The sequence below is a fragment of the Mycolicibacter nonchromogenicus genome (genome assembly GCF_002101775.1).
Lineage (GTDB): Bacteria > Actinomycetota > Actinomycetes > Mycobacteriales > Mycobacteriaceae > Mycobacterium > Mycobacterium nonchromogenicum.
In genome coordinates this window covers 1-17,929 of sequence record NZ_LQPI01000075.1, presented here as the reverse complement: position 1 = coordinate 17,929, position 17,929 = coordinate 1, and the positions used below count along the sequence as shown (strand labels likewise).

General features: G+C 69.4%; 18 protein-coding genes. 5 read left to right on the top strand and 13 right to left on the bottom strand.

The annotated features are described in order from the left end of the window. From AWC18_RS19065 to metH, 5 genes are all read right to left on the bottom strand, one after another. Window positions 1-483 (bottom strand): DUF4126 family protein, encoded by a 483-nt coding sequence (locus AWC18_RS19065; protein ID WP_085139761.1) that lies wholly within the window; start codon window positions 481-483, stop codon window positions 1-3. A 70-nt stretch (window positions 484-553) separates the two neighbouring features. Continuing rightward, the gene (gene hisG, locus AWC18_RS19060) at window positions 554-1,414 is read right to left on the bottom strand and encodes an ATP phosphoribosyltransferase (protein ID WP_085139745.1); all 861 of its coding nucleotides are present in this window, start codon (window positions 1,412-1,414) and stop codon (window positions 554-556) included. A gap of 2 nt (window positions 1,415-1,416) precedes the next feature. Next, on the bottom strand, window positions 1,417-1,698 hold the full coding sequence (locus tag AWC18_RS19055; RefSeq protein ID WP_064996099.1) for a phosphoribosyl-ATP diphosphatase: 282 nt from the start codon (window positions 1,696-1,698) through the stop codon (window positions 1,417-1,419). 79 nt (window positions 1,699-1,777) lie between these two features. Further along, complete coding sequence (locus AWC18_RS19050; RefSeq protein WP_085139760.1) at window positions 1,778-2,473, bottom strand: HAD family hydrolase; 696 nt, start codon at window positions 2,471-2,473, stop codon at window positions 1,778-1,780. Window positions 2,474-2,499: 26 nt separating this feature from the next. Beyond that, window positions 2,500-6,231 (bottom strand): methionine synthase, encoded by a 3,732-nt coding sequence (metH, locus tag AWC18_RS19045; protein WP_085139744.1) that lies wholly within the window; start codon window positions 6,229-6,231, stop codon window positions 2,500-2,502. 203 nt (window positions 6,232-6,434) lie between these two features. On the opposite strand from metH, the gene AWC18_RS19040 reads away from it, so the two are divergent. After that, complete coding sequence (locus AWC18_RS19040; RefSeq protein ID WP_064996097.1) at window positions 6,435-7,301, top strand: PAC2 family protein; 867 nt, start codon at window positions 6,435-6,437, stop codon at window positions 7,299-7,301. Window positions 7,302-7,304: 3 nt separating this feature from the next. Here AWC18_RS19040 and AWC18_RS19035 read toward each other — a convergent pair whose 3' ends face one another. From AWC18_RS19035 to AWC18_RS19015, 5 genes are all read right to left on the bottom strand, one after another. Next, on the bottom strand, window positions 7,305-8,183 hold the full coding sequence (locus tag AWC18_RS19035; RefSeq protein WP_085139743.1) for an SDR family oxidoreductase: 879 nt from the start codon (window positions 8,181-8,183) through the stop codon (window positions 7,305-7,307). A gap of 29 nt (window positions 8,184-8,212) precedes the next feature. Continuing rightward, on the bottom strand, window positions 8,213-9,448 hold the full coding sequence (gene mshC, locus AWC18_RS19030; RefSeq protein ID WP_085139759.1) for a cysteine--1-D-myo-inosityl 2-amino-2-deoxy-alpha-D-glucopyranoside ligase: 1,236 nt from the start codon (window positions 9,446-9,448) through the stop codon (window positions 8,213-8,215). Between the two features lie 137 nt (window positions 9,449-9,585). Beyond that, on the bottom strand, window positions 9,586-10,371 hold the full coding sequence (locus AWC18_RS19025; protein ID WP_082960877.1) for a 3'(2'),5'-bisphosphate nucleotidase CysQ: 786 nt from the start codon (window positions 10,369-10,371) through the stop codon (window positions 9,586-9,588). Window positions 10,372-10,495: 124 nt separating this feature from the next. Beyond that, window positions 10,496-11,323, bottom strand: coding sequence for an Rv2133c family protein (locus tag AWC18_RS19020; protein ID WP_085139742.1), 828 nt, complete (start codon window positions 11,321-11,323; stop codon window positions 10,496-10,498). Beyond that, window positions 11,307-11,900 (bottom strand): Rv2134c family protein, encoded by a 594-nt coding sequence (locus AWC18_RS19015; RefSeq protein ID WP_085139741.1) that lies wholly within the window; start codon window positions 11,898-11,900, stop codon window positions 11,307-11,309. The genes AWC18_RS19020 and AWC18_RS19015 overlap by 17 nt, the downstream gene beginning before the upstream one ends. Window positions 11,901-12,087: 187 nt before the next feature. Here AWC18_RS19015 and AWC18_RS19010 point away from each other — a divergent pair, with 187 nt between their 5' ends. Next, the gene (locus AWC18_RS19010; protein WP_085139740.1) at window positions 12,088-13,179 is read left to right on the top strand and encodes an IS110 family RNA-guided transposase; all 1,092 of its coding nucleotides are present in this window, start codon (window positions 12,088-12,090) and stop codon (window positions 13,177-13,179) included. 283 nt (window positions 13,180-13,462) lie between these two features. Here the strand turns inward: AWC18_RS19010 and AWC18_RS19005 are convergent, their stop codons facing one another. The 3 genes from AWC18_RS19005 to AWC18_RS18995 are packed head-to-tail and all read right to left on the bottom strand — an operon-like array spanning window position 13,463 to window position 15,339. After that, window positions 13,463-14,149 (bottom strand): histidine phosphatase family protein, encoded by a 687-nt coding sequence (locus AWC18_RS19005; protein WP_085139739.1) that lies wholly within the window; start codon window positions 14,147-14,149, stop codon window positions 13,463-13,465. After that, on the bottom strand, window positions 14,146-15,000 hold the full coding sequence (locus AWC18_RS19000) for an undecaprenyl-diphosphate phosphatase (protein WP_085139758.1): 855 nt from the start codon (window positions 14,998-15,000) through the stop codon (window positions 14,146-14,148). Before AWC18_RS19000 ends, AWC18_RS19005 begins: the two co-directional genes overlap by 4 nt. Before the next feature lie 45 nt (window positions 15,001-15,045). Next, window positions 15,046-15,339 (bottom strand): hypothetical protein, encoded by a 294-nt coding sequence (locus AWC18_RS18995; RefSeq protein ID WP_085139738.1) that lies wholly within the window; start codon window positions 15,337-15,339, stop codon window positions 15,046-15,048. A gap of 100 nt (window positions 15,340-15,439) precedes the next feature. Between AWC18_RS18995 and AWC18_RS18990 the strand changes: the two genes are divergently transcribed. The 3 genes from AWC18_RS18990 to AWC18_RS18980 are packed head-to-tail and all read left to right on the top strand — an operon-like array spanning window position 15,440 to window position 17,831. Further along, window positions 15,440-16,498, top strand: coding sequence for a YncE family protein (locus AWC18_RS18990; protein ID WP_420093367.1), 1,059 nt, complete (start codon window positions 15,440-15,442; stop codon window positions 16,496-16,498). Beyond that, a complete protein-coding gene (locus tag AWC18_RS18985; protein ID WP_085139737.1) occupies window positions 16,495-16,761 on the top strand; it encodes a DUF5703 family protein in 267 nt (88 codons plus the stop codon). The genes AWC18_RS18990 and AWC18_RS18985 overlap by 4 nt, the downstream gene beginning before the upstream one ends. Before the next feature lie 2 nt (window positions 16,762-16,763). Continuing rightward, the gene (locus AWC18_RS18980; protein ID WP_085139736.1) at window positions 16,764-17,831 is read left to right on the top strand and encodes a quinone-dependent dihydroorotate dehydrogenase; all 1,068 of its coding nucleotides are present in this window, start codon (window positions 16,764-16,766) and stop codon (window positions 17,829-17,831) included. Window positions 17,832-17,929 lie beyond the last annotated feature (98 nt).

Sequence of the window (17,929 nt, the reverse complement as noted above, 5' to 3'; positions counted from 1 at the left end):
TCAGACCACGGCGGTCAACGCGGCGATCGCGAAGCCGCCCAGCACCGCGATGGCGTCTTCGGCCAAGGCGATCGGCAGATCGCGGCCGCCGTTGGCGGCGACCAGGCGCTGGCGGACCCGGAAACCGACCAGGGTGCCGATCACCGCACCGATGATGCCCGCACCGAGTGCGGTCCAGGTGAAGTTCCAGGCCGTGCCGAGCACCGCGCCGGCGAAGCCGCCCAGCACGAGTCGCGCGCCGAACTGCACGGGCACGGTGCGCGCCGGTGTGCTGGGCAGTTGGTCGGTGATGAGCTCACCGATCGCCAGCAGCGTCACGATGGTGACGGTCACCGGATGGGTCAGCCACTCGGCCCATGTCCCGTTCAGGTTGATCCAATGCAGCACGGCGGCCCAGGCCATGACGGCCGGCGCGGTGAAGGCGCGCAGCCCGGCTACGGCACCGATGAACAGCGCGAGCACCAGCACGATGAAATGCGTCACCACTACCTCCCGGGCCAGTCGAGCCGACAACCGGACGCTAACACGGTGACGCGTCAGTTACCGGGACTGCTCAAAATCGGCAGAACCTGATATCCGAGGCGAGGATGGCCTTCGCGCCGATCGCGGCCAGCTCGTCCATGATCGCGTTGACCCCGCGCCGCGGCACCAGGGCGCGCACCGCCGCCCAGTCCGGGTCGGCGAGCGGGGCGATGGTCGGCGACTCCAAGCCCGGGGTGATCGCGGTGGCCTGGTCGAGAACCGCACGCGGGCAGTCGTAGTCGAGCATCAGATACTGCTGGCCGAACACCACGCCCTGCACCCGGGCGGCCAACTGGTCGCGGGCAGCGGCGGTTTCAGCACTGCGGGCATTGGCGGTCGCGCCCTCGATCAGCACCGCTTCGGAATCGCAGAGCGACTCACCGAAAGCCACCAGTCCGTGCTGGCGCAGGGTGCGCCCGGAACCCACCACGTCGGCGATCGCGTCGGCCACGCCCAGCTGGATCGAGATCTCCACCGCCCCGTCGAGCCGGATGACGGTGGCCTCGATGCCCTTTCCGGCCAGATCCTTACGGACCAGGTTCGGATACGCGGTGGCGATGCGCTTGCCGACCAGGTCCGCAGCGACCCACTCCCGCCCGGCGGGGGCGGCGTAGCGGAACCGGGAGTAGCCGAATCCCAGCGCCAGCCGCTCGGCCACCGGCGCCCCGGATTCGGCGGCCAGATCCCGGCCGGTGATCCCGAAGTCCAGTTCGCCGGACCCGACGTAGATCGCGATGTCCTTGGGCCGCAGGAAGAAGAACTCGACCTTGTTGGCCGGGTCGATGACGGTCAGGTCTTTGGCGTCGGTGCGGCTGCGGTAGCCGGCCTCCGACAGCATCGCCGCAGCAGCCTCACTGAGCGCCCCCTTGTTGGGGACCGCGACACGCAACATGCTCACAGCTTTCCGTAGACGTCGGCCAGCGTCAGCCCGCGCGAGATCATCAGCACCTGGGTCCAATACATCAGCTGGCTGATCTCCTCGGCCAGGTCCTCGTCGGACTGGTACTCGGCGGCCAGCCACACCTCGCCGGCCTCCTCCAGGATCTTCTTGCCGATCGTGTGTACACCGGCGTCCAGCGCCGCGACGGTGCCACTTCCGGCCGGCCGGGTCGCGGCACGCTCACCGAGCTCGGCGAACAGCTCCTCGAAGGTCTTCACAGGCAGAGATTGTTTCATGCCCGGTCAGCGGCGGTCACAGCAGTTTCGCCGCGGGGGCCGTCGCCAACCGGCGCGAGCGTGCACAGATGCACAGCTGTCACGGCGTGTCGGCGGGCAAACACGCACCCTCGCGGATGGCGAGCGCGGCGCAGATGTCGTGCAGGTCGCTGAGCCCGAGCCCGGTCAGCGACGCCACCTGGTGACGCCGGACACCGGCGGGCACCGGCAGCGCATTGGGCACCACCAGCACCGCGCACCCGGCCGCCTCGGCCGCGGCGGCGCCCGTCGGCGAGTCCTCCACGGCCAGACACCAGCGCGGATCGGTGTCCAACAGCGCGGCGGCACGCAGGTAGGGGTCCGGCGCCGGTTTGCCCGACGGCACCTCGTCGCCGCAGACCACCGCGGCGAAGTAATGCCGGCCGATGCTGCCCAGCGCCCGCTCGGCCAGCATCCGCGGGGTGTTGGTCACCAGGGCCGTCGGCATCCCCGCACCGGCCAGCTCGTCGAGCAGTTCCCGGGCGCCGTCGCACCAGGGCAGGCCCGCGTCGAACAGTTCACCGGTGTACTCGTGCAGCCAGCGCGCCGAGTCCGCCATGTCCGCCGGATCGAGCGGCAGCCCCAGGTCGTCGTAGACGATCCGCATGGTGTCTTCCGCACACCCGCCGACCGTGGCCGCCCGCACCTGTGGTGTCAGCACCCCGCCGAGGCGGTCGTAGAGCGCGACCATCGCGACGTCCCACAGCTTCTCGGAATCGACCAGGGTGCCGTCCATGTCGCACAGCACCGCGCGCAACGGGCCCATCAGGGCAGCATCTCCGCTCAGTCCTCCGGGTTGTAGGCCAGGTTGGAGGACAGCCAGCGCTCACCTTCGCGCAGAGTCCAGCCCTTGCGCCGGGAGTAGTCGGCGACCTGGTCCTGGGCCATCCGGCCCACCACGAAGTACTGCGACTGCGGGTGCGAGTAGTACCAGCCGCTGACCGCGGCGCCGGGCCACATCGCCATCGACTCGGTCAACTCGATGCCGGTCCGCTTATGGACGTCCAGCAGCTTCCACAGCGTCGCCTTCTCGGTGTGCTCCGGGCAGGCCGGGTAGCCCGGGGCGGGGCGGATGCCCTGATACTTCTCGGCGATCAGGTCGTCGTTGTCCAACTGCTCGTCGGGCTGGAAACCCCAGAACTCCTTGCGGACCCGCTGGTGCATCCGCTCGGCGAAGGCCTCCGCCAGCCGGTCGGCGACCGACTCCAGCAGGATCGCGCTGTAGTCGTCGAGGGCTTCCTTGAACTCGGCGATCTTCTCGCCGCTGCCCAGGCCCGCGGTGACCGCGAAGGCGCCGATGTAGTCCGCCAGACCCGTGTCCTTGGGGGCGACGTAGTCGCCCAGCGACCGGTTCGGGATGCCGGGCCGGTGCTCACCCTGCTGACGCAGGTTGTGCAGGGTGGCCAGCACCTCGGTGCGGGTCTCGTCGGTGTAGATCTCGATGTCCTCGCCGCCGGGGACGGCATTGGCCGGGAAGAAACCGATCACCCCGTTGGCCCGCAGCCACTTCTCCTTGATCAGGGTGTCGAGCATCGCCTGGGCGTCGTCGTAGAGCTTGCGCGCGGCCTCGCCGGAGACCGGGTTGTTGAGGATGTCGGGAAAGCGCCCCTTCATCTCCCAGGCGTTGAAGAACGGCTGCCAGTCGATGAACTCGCGCAGCTCGGCCAGGTCGTAGTCCAAGAACTCCCGCACGCCGAGGCCCTGGGCGGGCACCGGCGGCGTGTAGCCCTCCCACTCGATCGGCGTCCGGTTGGCCCTGGCCTTCTCCAGCGGCACCATGGGCCGCTCGTTCTTCTGGGCGTGCCGCTCACGCAGGGCCGCGTAGTCGGCCTCGGTGGCCTCCAGCAGCGCCGGGCGCTGCCTGTCGTCGAGCAGCGCGGCGGCGACCGGCACCGAGCGGGAGGCGTCCTTGACCCAGACCACCGGGCCGCTGCGGCGCGGCGAGATCTTCACCGCCGTGTGGGCGCGCGAGGTGGTCGCGCCGCCGATCAACAGCGGAATCTCCAGGCCTTCGCGTTCCATCTCCACGGCGAAGTTGACCATCTCGTCCAGCGACGGGGTGATCAGCCCGGACAGGCCGATGATGTCGGCGTCGTGCTCCTTGGCCGCGTTCAGGATCTTCTCGGCCGGCACCATCACACCGAGGTCGATGACGGTGTAGTTGTTGCACTGCAACACCACCCCGACGATGTTCTTGCCGATGTCGTGGACGTCGCCCTTCACCGTCGCCATCACGATGATGCCGTTGGTGTTGTCGGCATCGCCCGGCTGCTTCTCCGCCTCGATGTAGGGCAGCAGATAGGCCACGGCCTTCTTCATCACCCGGGCCGACTTCACCACCTGGGGCAGGAACATCTTGCCCGCGCCGAAGAGGTCGCCGACGACGTTCATGCCGTCCATCAGCGGGCCCTCGATCACCTCGATCGGGCGGCCGCCCGCGGCGGCGATCTCGGCCCGCAGCTCCTCGGTGTCGGCGTCGACGTGGGCGTCGATGCCCTTGACCAGAGCGTGGGTGATCCGTTCGCGGACCGGCAGGCTGCGCCACTCGGCCGCCGCCGGATCCTCGGCCTTCTCGGAGGTGTTGAACCGTTCGGCGATCTCCAGCAGCCGCTCGGCGGCGTCGGGGCGCCGGTTGAGCACCACGTCCTCGATGCGGTCCCGCAGTTCGGGGTCGATCGAGTCGTAGGGCACCAGCGCTCCGGCGTTGACGATGCCCATGTCCAGGCCGGCCTTGATGGCGTGGAACAGGAACACCGCGTGGATCGCCTCGCGAACCGGGTTGTTGCCCCGGAACGAGAACGAGACGTTGGAGATGCCGCCGGAGATGTGCACGCCGGGCAGGTTCTCCTTGATCCAGGCGCAGGCCTCGATGAAGTCGATCCCGTAGGTGGCGTGCTCCTCGATACCGGTCGCCAGCGCGAAACAGTTCGGGTCGAAGATGATGTCCTCGGCCGGGAAGCCGACCTCTTCGGTCAGGATCCGGTAGGCGCGCCCGCAGATCTCCTTGCGGCGCTCGAGGTTGTCGGCCTGCCCCTGCTCGTCGAAGGCCATCACGACCACAGCGGCACCGTACTTGCGGCACAGCCGGGCCTCCCGGACGAACTTCTCCTCGCCCTCCTTCAGGGAGATCGAGTTGACGATCGGCTTGCCCTGCACGTTCTTCAGGCCGGCCTCGATGACCTCCCACTTGGAGGAGTCGATCATCACCGGGACACGGCTGATGTCCGGCTCGGCCGCGATCAGCTTGGTGAACCGGTCCATCGCGGCGACGCCGTCGATCATGCCCTCGTCCATGTTGATGTCGATGACCTGCGCACCGACCTCGACCTGCTGCAACGCCACCGACAGCGCGGTGTCGTAGTCCTCGGCCTTGATCAGGTTGCGGAACCGGGCCGAACCGGTGATGTTGGTGCGTTCACCGATGTTGACGAACAGGGAGTCCTCGGTGATGTTGAGCGGTTCCAGACCGGCAAGCCGGGTGGCCACGCCGATCTCGGGCAGCTGGCGCGGCGCCTTGCCCTCGACCACCTTGGCGATCTCGGCGATGTGCGGCGGCGCCGTCCCGCAGCAACCCCCGACGATGTTGACGAGACCGGCGTCGGCGAAGTCGGCGATGTAGCAGGCCTGCCGTTCCGGGGACTCGTCGTACTCGCCGAATGCGTTGGGCAGGCCCGCATTCGGGTAGCACGAGATGTAGGTGTCGGCGATCCGCGCCATCTCGGCGATGTAGGGCCGCATCTCCGGCGCGCCCAGGGCGCAGTTCAGCCCCACCGCGATCGGCTTGGCGTGCCGGATCGAGTTCCAGAAGGCCTCGGTGACCTGACCCGAGAGCGTGCGTCCGGAGGCGTCGGTGATGGTGCCGGAGATGATGACCGGCCAGCGGCGCCCGCGCTGCTCGAACAGCGTCTCGACGGCGAACACCGCCGCCTTGGAGTTCAGCGAGTCGAAAATGGTCTCGATGATGATGATGTCGGCGCCGCCGTCGACCAGGCCGCCGGCGGATTCGAGGTAGGCGGCCACCAGCTGGTCGTAGGAGACGTTGCGGGCGCCGGGGTCGTTGACGTCCGGCGAGATCGACGCCGTGCGGGTCGTCGGACCGAGCGCCCCGGCCACGTAGCGGGGCTTGTCCGGGGTGCTGTACTCGTCGGCGGCCTTGCGGGCCAGCGCGGCGCCGACGTAGTTCAGCTCGTAGCTCAAGTCGGCCATGTCGTAGTCGGCCAGCGAGATCGCGTTCGCGTTGAACGTGTTGGTTTCCAGGATGTCGGCGCCGGCCTCGAGGTACTCGCGGTGGATGCCCTCGATGATCTGCGGTTGCGTCAGGTTGAGCAGGTCGTTGTTGCCCTGCAGCGCGGTCGGCCACTCGGTGAACCGGTCGCCGCGATAGCCGGCCTCGTCGGGGCGGTCGCGCTGAATCGCCGTGCCCATCGCGCCGTCGATCACCAGGATCCGGCGGCTCATGGCGGCCTTCAGTTCCTCGGTGCAGTCAGGCCGGATGTTGGGCTCAAAGGCATTCACGCGGGCTCCTTCCGTGGGCGGAAGGCGTCCTTAACTCCGTCGAGCGTGGCGGTCACCGGCAGGGCCGGCGAACCGTTGCAACGCCTCTCGACCGTGGAAAGTCTACGTGGTCGCCCGGTGTGGGGACCAATGCCCCGACCAACCAGCCGACTCGGCCGGTCCTGCGCGGCCCCTGATCTGTGCACAGGCCTTACCCTGGCCTTGTGACCCGAGGCGATGACGGCCCTGCCCTCCCCGAACTGCACAACACCATCGTGGTGGCTGCGTTCGAGGGCTGGAACGACGCCGGGGACGCCGCCAGCGACGCGGTGCAGCATCTGAACAACATCTGGGAGGCTCGGCTGATCGTCGAGATCGACGACGAGGCCTACTACGACTACCAGGTGAATCGGCCGGTGATCCGCCAGCTCGACGGCGTCACCCGGGAGCTGGTCTGGCCCTCGATGCGCATTTCGCACTGCCGGCCGCCGGGCAGCGACCGCGACATCGTGCTGATGCACGGCGTCGAACCCAACATGCGGTGGCGGACGTTCTGCGCCGAGCTGCTGGGCGTCATCGAACAACTCGATGTCGACACCGTGGTGATCCTGGGCGCGCTGCTGGCCGACACCCCCCACACCCGCCCGGTGCCGGTCTCGGGGGCGGCCTACTCGGCGGAGTCAGCCACCCGCTTCGGGTTGACCGAGACCCGCTACGAGGGGCCGACGGGGATCACCGGGGTGCTGCAGGACGCCTGCGTGGCGGCCGGGATTCCGGCGGTCACCTTCTGGGCGGCGGTTCCGCACTACGTGTCGCAGCCACCCAACCCCAAGGCCACCGTCGCCCTGCTGCAGCGTGTCGAGGACGCGCTGGACATCGAGGTGCCGCTGGGCGACCTGCCGGCCCAGGCCGAGGAGTGGGAGCAGGCGGTCACCGAGATGGCCAGCGAAGACGACGAGATCGCCGACTATGTGACCTCGTTGGAGGAACGCGGCGACGCCGAGGTCGACATGACCGAGGCGCTGAACAAGATCGACGGCGACGCGCTGGCCGCGGAGTTCGAGCGCTACCTGCGCCGCCGGCGGCGCTGAGCGCTACTCGCCCTTTTCCAGGCCCTCGTTGTAGGCACTGGTAGAGCGGCCCAGCGCGGCGACTTCGGCGTCCATCCGCGGCACGATGGTGGCGGCACCCTTGATGAACGGACCCTCCACCGCACGCAGGGTCAGCACCGGCTTGAGCCAGCGGAACAGCCCCACCCAGCGCGGGCAGTAGACGCGGCGCTGACGGCCCTCGATGCCGGCGACGAAGGCGTCGACGCACTGCTCGACCGACGTGGTCTTGTTCAGCGGCCACGGCAGCTTGGACAGCATCTCGCCGAACGCCCCCAGATCGGCCTTGGTGTCACGCACCAGGGGCGTGTCGATCCAGCCCATATGCGCCGAACCGACCTCCACGCCCTGGTAGGCGACCTCCTGACGCAGCGCGCTGGCGAAGTGCTCGACCCCGGCCTTGGCCACGTCGTAGGAGGCCATCCCGGCCAGCGGAGCGAACGCCGCCAGCGAGGACACCACCAGCACGTAGCCGCGCCGCTCGATCACCGACGGCAGGGCCGCGCGCACGGTGTTGAACACCCCGATGACGTCGACGTCGATGACCCGCTTGAACGTCTCGGGATCCACGTTCAGCACCGAGCCGTAGCTGGCGATGCCGGCGTTGGCGACCACGGTGTCGATGCCGCCGAAACGCTGCACGGCCTGCGCGGCCACCGACTCCATGGCGCTCAGATCCCGCACGTCGGCGACCGCGGTCAGCACCCGGTCGCCGAGGTCGTCGGCCAGCTTGGTCAGGGCGGTCTCATCCAGATCGGTCACCACCACCGAGGCGCCTTTGGAGTGCAGCCGACGGGCCAACTGCTCGCCGATACCGTGCGCGCCGCCGGTGATGAAGATGACTTGGGATCCAATCGCAGACATGCGCTCAAACTACCCCCGCCGCGGGTGGTCTAGAGCGCCACACCCAGCAGCGCATCGACCGCCGTGGCCACCAGCCGCGGTGCGGCAGTGTCATGGCCGCCGTATTCCAGCGCGTCGGTCGTCCAGCCGTCCAGCGCCGCCAGCGCCTTGACGGTGTCGAGGTCATCGGCCAGATAGCGGCGCACCCGGGCGATGACGTCCTCGGCAGCCGGTCCGGCGGGAAGCGTGGTCGCGGCCCGCCAGCGCGCCAGCCTGGCCTCGGCGGCCGCCAGGGTCGCGTCGTCCCAGAACCGGTCGCTGCGGTAGTGCGCGGCCAGCAGACCCAGCCGGATCGCGGCCGGCTCGGTGCCCTGGGCGCGCAGCTTGGACACCAGCACCAGGTTGCCGCGGCTCTTGGACATCTTGTGCCCGTCCCAGCCGATCATGCCGGCGTGCACGTAGTGCCGGGCGAAACGACGCTCCCCGGTGAGGGATTCGGCATGGGCGGCGGAGAACTCGTGGTGCGGGAAGACCAGATCGGAGCCGCCGCCCTGGATGTCGAGCCCCGAACCGATACGGCTCAACGCGATCGCGGCGCACTCGACATGCCAGCCCGGCCGGCCGGCCCCGAACGGTGCGGGCCAACTGGGCTCACCCGGGCGGGCGGCGCGCCACAGCAGGGCGTCGAGCGGATCGGTCTTGCCGGCCCGGTCGGGATCGCCGCCGCGCTCGGCGAACAGCTCCAGCATGGTGGCGCGGTCCAGCCCGGACTCGTAGCCGAACTGCTCGGTGGAGTCGGCGCGAAAGTAGATGTCGGGGTAGTCGCCGTCGACGATGTAGGCCGATCCGGCCGCCAGCATCTTTTCGATGAGCTCGATGACCTCGGGGATCGCCTCGGTGGCCGCCACGTAGGCGCGCGGCGGAATCACCCGCAACGCGGTCATGTCGGCGGCGAACAACTCGACCTGGCTGGCCGCCAAGTCCTGCCACTGCACTCCGTCGCGCTCGGCGCGCTCGAGCAGCGGGTCATCCACGTCGGTGACGTTCTGCACGTGGTTCACCTGATGACCGGCGTCGAGCCAGAGCCGGTGAATCAGGTCGAACACCAGATAGGTGGCGGCGTGGCCGAGATGCGTGGCGTCATAGGGCGTGATGCCGCAGACGTACATGCCGGCCGTCGGGCCCGGCGAAACCGGACGCACCTGCCGGTCTGCGGTGTCATAGAGGCGCAGCGCCGGGCCCTGCCCGGGCAGGACCGGAACTGCCGGCGCGGACCACGATTGCATGCCCACGACTGTAAGGCCCGGCGGTTTAGCGAGACTCGCCGGAGGCGAGGCGAAGCTGGAACCGCCGAATGAGCACGGCGGTTTGGCGAGGCTCGCCGGAGGCGAGGCGAAGCTGGAACCGCCGCAAAAGCACGGCCTTACAGCACGGTCCGCCGCATCGCGTCCAACAGGATCGGCGCCACGTCGGGCCGGCACATCAGCAGGTCGGGCAGGTAGGGGTCGGGGCGGTTGTAGCGCAGGGGCGACCCGTCGATCCGGGAGGCGTGCAGCCCCGCCGCCAGCACGACACCGGCCGGGGCCGCGGAATCCCACTCCCACTGCCCGCCGGCATGCAGGTAGGCGTCCACGTCGCCGCGCACCACGGCCATCGCCTTGGCGCCCGCCGAACCCATCAGCACCGGCTCGACCGGCAACACGTCGCGGATGAGCCGCACCACCGCGGGCATCCGGGAGGCGCTGACCGCGATCCGAATCGGGTTGGGCAGCTCGGCGGGCGTGTCGGGCCGGGCGACCATGTCGCTGCGGAACACCACGTTGCTCCGGTTGGCGTAGGCCGGCAGCGACACCGCGGCGTCGGTGATGCTGCCGAAGCCGTCGGGACCGCCGCGCTGCCACAGCGCGATGTGCACCGCCCAGTCTTCGCGTCCAGGGGTGGTGAATTCGCGGGTGCCGTCGAGCGGGTCGACGATCCAGACCCGGTCTGACCGCAGCCGGGCCAGGTTGTCCGGCGATTCCTCGCTGAGCACCGCGTCCCCGGGGCGCTCCTCACGCAGTCTGCGGATGATCAGCTGGTTGGCCCGGCCGTCACCGGCGTCGCCGAGGTGCCACGGTTGGGCGAAACCCACCTGGTCACGCACCGCCAACAGGAGCTTGCCGGCCTCGACTGCCAGTTCGGCGGCCAGCGCCGCGTCGGTCAGCGTCACGTCTGGAAGTATCCCCGACGCCGCGCGGCGCCGACTTCGCGAGTGTGCGGTTTGGTAGGCCGGTAGCGATTTTCACCGATCAAACCGCACACTCGGTGGCCGCCCGCGAAGCCGACCCGCGTGATCAGAAGGCCGGCCAGGGTATCGGGCGATGACGGTTCGGGCTCGGCATCACCGGATGCTCCAGCAGGTCGGCGACCCGCACGCGCAGCGCCGCGATCTCCGGGGCGGTCAGGTGTGGTTGCAGGGCCACCGACAATGGACCGTCGAGTGCGGCCAGCAGCCGGGACAGGGCCGGCAGCGCGTCGTCGTCGAGGTCGGTCACCGGCTTGCCCGCCCACCCCCACAGCACGGTGCGCAACTTGTCCTGGGTGTGCAGGCTCACGCCGTGGTCCACCCCGTAGACCCGGCCGTCGGTGCCACACAGAATGTGTCCGCCTTTGCGGTCGGCGTTGTTGATCACCACATCGAAGACGGCCAGGCGGCGCAGCCGGATGTCGTCGGCGTGCACCAGCGTGACCGGGTCGCCGTTGTGGCCGTAGGCCTGCAACACCGGCAGGTAACCGGCCGGGACATGGTTGCCCGGAACCACGTCCACCAGGTCCGGCGCCGACGACGCGTCGTGGGTTTCGTCGTCGTCTTCGGGTTGATCGACCCAGCGCTGCACCATCCCCGGGCCGGCCGGACCATCGCGAATGATGGTGTAGGGAACCAGATTCCAGCCCAATTCGACCGAGATCAGGTGCGCGCCGAGCTCCCGGCCCGCCAGGGTTCCGTCGGGAAAGTCCCAGAGCGGCTGTTCACCGGCAACCGGCTTGTACACGCAGTGCACACGGTGCTCCCCCCGCACCGCCTGACACAGGAAGGTGGCGTTGCTCGCCGAGCGGATGCGGCCCAGGATCTCCAGTTCCCCGGAGTGCAACGCCTCCCGGTCGTCAGAAGTCTGCGTCATCGGGCTCATCGTCGGGCCCGAATGCGCCCCGCCGATAGCCGTTGGTGCGCACGCACATGTGACCCGAGGGGTCCAGCGGCTCGTCGCACAGCGGACACGGCGGGCGACCCGCCGAGATCACCCGGTTGGAGCGGGTGGCGAACTGGCGTGCCGACTCCGGGGTGAGGAACACCCGCACCGCGTCCGGGCCCTCGTCGGTGTCGTCGAGCACCACCGACGCGTCGAATTCGGTGTCAGTGACCGCGAGCAGCTCGACCACCACCGTCTGCGCCTCGGAATCCCAGCCCAGCCCCATGGTGCCGACCCGGAATTCCGCGTCCACCGGCGTCACCAGCGGGTCCAGGTCATCGATCTCGGCGGGTTCGGGCGGCACCGGGGTGCCGAATCGGCGGTTGACCTCCAGCAGCAGCGCACCGATCCGTTCGGACAGCACCGCGACCTGCTGCTTCTCCAGCACCACCGAGACCACCCGATCGTCGTGGACCGCCTGCAGGTAGAAGGTGCGGTTGCCGGGCTGGCCGACGGTCCCGGCCACGAAACGGTCGGGAGTGCGGAAGACGTGAATGGCTCGGGGCATGGCATCTCCAAAATACCGGCAAGTGCGGCGGCCGACGGTATCTGGCTTCGGCGAGGTGCAGCTAGACGGTATGGGTGACTGCCGGCGTTGAGTCGGGGGTTGCGGGCCGGGGCCCACTCACCCATGTTCGTGGGTTACCGAGTAGGAGTCGCCTGCCCGGTCTATCCGACAGTGGTGGGAGGCCCCGGTGTTTACAGAGCGTACGAGTGTGGGGCTGGACGTGCATGCACGTTCGGTCGCGGCTGCGGCAATCGACGGTGCGACCGGTGAGATTCAGCAGACTCGCCTGACCCCGTCTCATGAGCACATCCGATCGTGGATATCGGAGTTGCCGGGTCCGGTGGCGGTGGCCTATGAGGCTGGTCCCACCGGTTTCGGCTTGCAGCGGGCATTGACCGAGGCCGGGATCCGGTGCGTTGTGGTGGCCCCATCGAAGCTGCAGAAACCCGCGGGCGATCGAGTGAAGACCGATGCCCGCGACGCCCTGCATCTGTGCCGATTGTTGCGTCTAGATGAGGTCACCTCGGTGTCGATCCCGAGCGTGGCTCAAGAAGCGGCTCGTGATTTGGTGCGTGCCCGCGAGGACTGCCGCGGTGACCTGATGAGGGCCCGGCATCGCCTGTCCAAGCTGTTGTTGCGTCACGGAGTGGTGTATTACGGCGGGGCGGCCTGGACCGGTGCCCATGATCAGTGGCTGCGCAGCGTTGCCGCGCCGCAGCTGAAGGCGCAGGCGACGCGGATGGCCTTTGATGCTGGCTATGACCACGTGTTGACGATGCAGGGTCGGCGGCGGCGTTTGGACGCGGCGATCGAGGAGATGGCCGCCGACGGGGAGTTCACCGCGATCGTTCGGCGGGTGTCGTGCCTGCGCGGGGTGAACACGTTGACCGGGTTTGCGCTGGCGGTGGAGATTGGTGACTGGAACCGGTTCACCGGCAACACGATTGGTTCTTTCGTCGGGTTGGTGCCCTCGGAACACTCATCGGGTTCCTCGCGGGCGCAGGGCCCGATCACCAAGACCGGCAACACCCATGTGAGGCGCCTGCTGGTCGAGGCGGCGTGGCATCACAAGCCGCGATATCGCGTGGGTGCGGTAATGCGTTCGCGGTGGGATCGAGCATCTGCGGCCGCCCGGGCCCGCGGCGACGAAGGCAACCGCCGCCTGCATGGCAGGTGGGTGAATTTCCTGGAGCGGCGTAAGCGACCCGTGACGGCCAATGTCGCGGTCGCACGTGAACTGGCCGGCTGGTGCTGGTCACTGGCCGTTATGGACGACTGACCGCCACCTGATCGGCTTCCTCGCTAGGTCCGTGGTGGCAAGCGCGTGGATCGACCCGCGATACACCTATGAGCAACCCTTACGGGTGACGCTCGATGCTAGACAAGCGGATGCGATCCAGCCGAAACACCGTCCTGCGGTAACCAACCCGCGTATATCAGTCTGACCGCGCGTCGCCAACGACACGCTCACCACACAGACTCGCCGAGGAAGCAACGAGGCGCCGTCGGGGCAGCTCCCCGGCGGCGCCTCACCCTGCTCTCTTGACAAACTTCTCTACATATCAGGTGGTGGACCCACCGACCACGGCGTCGCCTTCACCAACCGCGCCGGCCGGCGGACCGTTGACCGCGGCGGCCAACGACGCTCCGGTGTGGTTGAGGTGAATCACGAAGGGACGCAACGGCGTGTAGCGGATCACGCTCGCCGATGCCGGGTCGGCGGTGATCCGCTGAAAACCGTCCAGATGCACGCCGAGCGCGTCGGCGATCACGGCCTTGATGACGTCGCCGTGGGTGCACGCCACCCACAGCACGTCGGAGCCGTGCCGCTGCGCCAGCTGCCGGTCGTGATCGCGGACCGCGGCGACGGCCCGCGCCTGTACCTGCGCCAGCCCTTCGCCCTCGGGGAAGATCGCCGCGCTGGGCTGCGCCTGCACCACCCGCCACAGCGGCTCGGCGACCAGCTCGCTGATCTTGCGACCGGTCCAGGCGCCGTAGTCGACCTCGGCCAGCCGCTCGTCGACGAGGGGCTCCAGGTCCAGGGCGGCGGCCAGCGGTGCGACGGTGAGCCGGCAGCGCAGCAGCGGTGAGCGCACCACGGCCTTGATCGGCAAACCCTCGAGCCGGCCGACGAGCTGCGCGGCCTGCTCCCGCCCCAGCTCGTCGAGTTCGACGCCCGCGGTGCGCCCGGCCAGCACCCCGGAGGTGTTCGACGTGGAGCGGCCGTGCCGCAGCAGGATGACGGTCATGACGTGGCCGCCAATGCCCCGGTGGCCAGGAGGATCAGGATGGTGGTCCCGAGGATCACCCGGTAGCCGACGAACCAGTACATGGTGTGGCTGCTGACGAACCGCAGCAGCCAGCTGATCGCCGCGTAGCCGACGACGAAGGTGATCACCACCGAGACCAGCAGCTGCAGGCCGGTGGCGCTCATGCCCTCGGTGACCGGGTCGAAGGCGTTGGGCAGCTCGTGCAATCCGGAGGCGAACACCGCCGGGATGCCCAGCAGGAAGCCGAACCGGGCGGCCAGGGCCCGGTCCATTCCCAGGAACAGGCCGGCGCTGATGGTCGCCCCGGACCGCGAGACGCCGGGGATCAATGCCAGACACTGGGCCGCGCCCACCAGGAAGCCGTCTTTGACGGTCAGCTGCTCGGCGTGCCGGTACTGGCGGCCGAGGTATTCGGCGACGGCGATCACCAGCGAGAACCCGACCATCGCGGAGGCGATGATCCAGAGGTTGCGGACATCGCCGCGGATGAAGTGCTGAAATGCCACCCCGATGATCACGATCGGGATGCTGCCGACGATGACGTACCAGCCCATCCGGTAGTCAGTCTCGCGTTCGGCGGGCAGCGGTGTCTTGACCAGTGCCGACACCACCCCGGACAGCCAGGCCGTGGCGATCCGCACGATGTCTTTGGCGAAATAGACCAGAACGGCGATCTCGGTGCCCAGTTGAGTCACCGCGGTGAACGAGGCGCCGGCGTCACCGGCGAAGAACAACCGGGAGGCCAAAGCCAGGTGTCCCGAGGAGGAGATCGGCAGAAACTCGGTGAGTCCCTGGACAATCGCCAGGACCACCACTTGCGGCCACGACATGGCCGCCTCGACTACCGACACGACGATGACCGTACCGGGCTGGTGTCAGCGGGTCAGACCGGATACCACGTCGCGGACCGCGGCAGCCAGGCTGCGCTCGTCGGTGACATCGATCTCGAACAGGTGCCGGCTGCCCCTGGCGACCACGTCCTCGTCGTGCGGGACCGGGCCGGCCAGGCGCGGCCGGTAGATGTCCACCACGAGCCGGTGCTGCTCGGTGTGGAAGGAGAAGCTGCGGCCGTCGCCGACCTCGCCGAACCCGCTGGCGAAGACCCCGGTCCAGATCTCCTCGATGCGGAACTCCGAACATGTCCGCTGCCAGTCATCGACCACAGTCATGGCCGCGAGGTTACTCCTAAGCGAACTTATAGTGGGCTGGACATGCGGACTTCACCTCGCCGCCTTACTTAGAATCGATTCTTTGCACCAACCCGCCCTCATGACGAGCTGGAAGAGCTGCCCTGTGCCCAAGCGCGCCACCCGCCGGCCCCGCCGGTCCCTTCCCGGCCTGTTGCTGCCGCTGCTGCTGCTCACGGCGTGCTCCTCCAACCCCATCACCGCGCCGCCCACGATCGCGCCGGCCGAACCCGCGGTGTCCCCGGTCGCCGCGGAGCGCCCGGCCGGCACGGTGCGACCGCTGGCCGGCCAGGCCACCGGCGCGGTGTTCGACGCGACCACGAAACTGCTGGCCGTGCTGTCCCCCGGCCCGGACGCCGAGGTTGGCGCCACCCTCGCGCTGGTGGGCGACTCCCCGCCGGTCACGCTGGCGTTGCCGGGCCCGGCCAGCGCAGTCGCCGGTGATGGCGACGGCACGGTCTACCTGTCGGGTCACGGGGGCTACTACAGCGTCGACCTGGCCACCCGCGGCATCCGCCGGGTCGAGGTCGACGACGCCGCCGGTGTCGACTTCACCGCGATCGGCCGGCGCGCCGACGGCATCCTGGTGCTGGGCAGCGCCGACGGCGCGGTCTACACGCTGGCCGAGGACGGCACGCAGGTGGCCGAGCGGGCCAAGATCTTCGCCCGGGTCGACCAGATCGTGACTCAGGGCGATGTGGCCGTGGTCCTGGATCGCGGCCAGACCTCGGTGACGACCATCGGCACCGACGGCAAGCCCCAGTACGCGCTGCGGGCCGGCCAGGGCGCGACCACGCTGGCCGCCGCCGCCGACGACGGCCCGGTGCTGGCGGCCGATCCCCGCGGCGGGCGACTGCTGGTGTACGGCGTGGATCCGCTGATGCTGCACCAGGACTATCCGGTGCCGCATGCCCCCTACGGCCTGGCCGGGGCGGGTGGGTTTGCGTGGGTGTCGCAAACCGGGACGAACACCGTGGTCGGCTACGATTTGACCACCGGAATCCCCGTGGAGAAGGTTCGCTATCCGACCGTGCAGCAACCCAACACCCTGGCCTTGGACGACAAGTCGGACACCCTGTACGTGGTGTCGGGCTCCGGCGCCGGGGTCCAGGTGATCGAGCACGCCGCGAGGCCCCGTTGACTGCGCTGCGCCCACGGCGAATGCCGGTCGGCTGGGACACCGACCTGTCCGACGACTACGAGTGGATCCCGCTGCGACTGCCGCCGGAGGTCACCCGGATCGGGGCGTCCACCCGGTTGTCCATCGAAGCCGAATACCGAGGTTGGGAGCTGACCCGAGTGCGGTTGTACACCGACGGGAGCAGGCGGGTGTTGCTGCGCCGCAAGAAGTCCGCCGCGGGTGCGCTCGGCGACAGCCGCTGCGTCGACCAGCCGGGGCTGTAGCGATGGGCCTCTATGGCGCGCTGCGCCGGGCGTTCTTCATGGTGCCGGCCGAGCGCATCCACACCGTCGTGTTCGCCGGACTGCGCGGCGCCACCGCGGCACCGCCGGCCCGGCGGGCCCTGCAACGCCGACTCGGCCCGCACGACCCACTGTTGGCCAGCACCGTGTTCGGGGTGCGATTCCCCGGGCCGCTGGGCCTGGCGGCCGGGTTCGACAAGGACGGCGCCGGGCTCAACACCTGGGGTGCTTTGGGTTTCGGTTACGCCGAGGTGGGCACCGTGACGGCGGAGGCGCAGCCGGGCAACCCGGCGCCGCGGCTGTTCCGGCTGCCCGACGATCGCGCGCTGCTGAACCGGATGGGCTTCAACAATCACGGCGCCGCTGCCCTGGCGGCGCGACTGGCGCGCCATAACCCCGACGTGCCGATCGGGGTGAACATCGGCAAGACCAAGGTCACCCCGCCCGAGGAGGCGGTCGAGGACTACCGCACCAGCGCCCGACTGCTGGCCCCGTTGGCCGCCTACCTGGTGGTCAATGTCAGCTCGCCGAACACGCCGGGGCTGCGCGACCTGCAGGCCGTCGAGTCGCTGCGGCCCATCCTGGCCGCGGTGCGTGCCGAGACCACCAAGCCGGTGCTGGTGAAGATCGCACCCGATCTGGCCGACACCGATCTGGATGCCATCGCCGACCTGTGTGTGGAGTTGGGTCTGGCCGGCATCGTGGCGACCAACACCACGGTGTCCCGCGACGGGCTGGCCACCCCGGGGGTGGCCGAGTTGGGGCCCGGCGGCATTTCCGGGCCACCGGTGGCGCGCCGGTCGCTGGAGGTGCTGCGGCGGCTGTACGCCCGCGTCGGCGACCGGCTGGTGCTGATCAGCGTCGGGGGGATCGAGACCGCCGACGACGCCTGGGAGCGCATCACGGCGGGCGCCTCTCTGCTGCAGGGCTACACCGGTTTCATCTACGGCGGCGGACTGTGGGCCCGCAACATCCACGACGGCCTGGCCCAGCGGCTGCGCAACGGCGGGTTCGCGTCGCTGAGCGAGGCGGTCGGCTCCGCCGCGAGGTAGCGCGGGCCCCTCTTGGCGCGCCCCCCTCTAGGCGCGAGCAGACGCCAAAGCCCCCAAATCGAGGCCGAAATGGGGGCTTTCGCGTCTGCTCGCGCAGG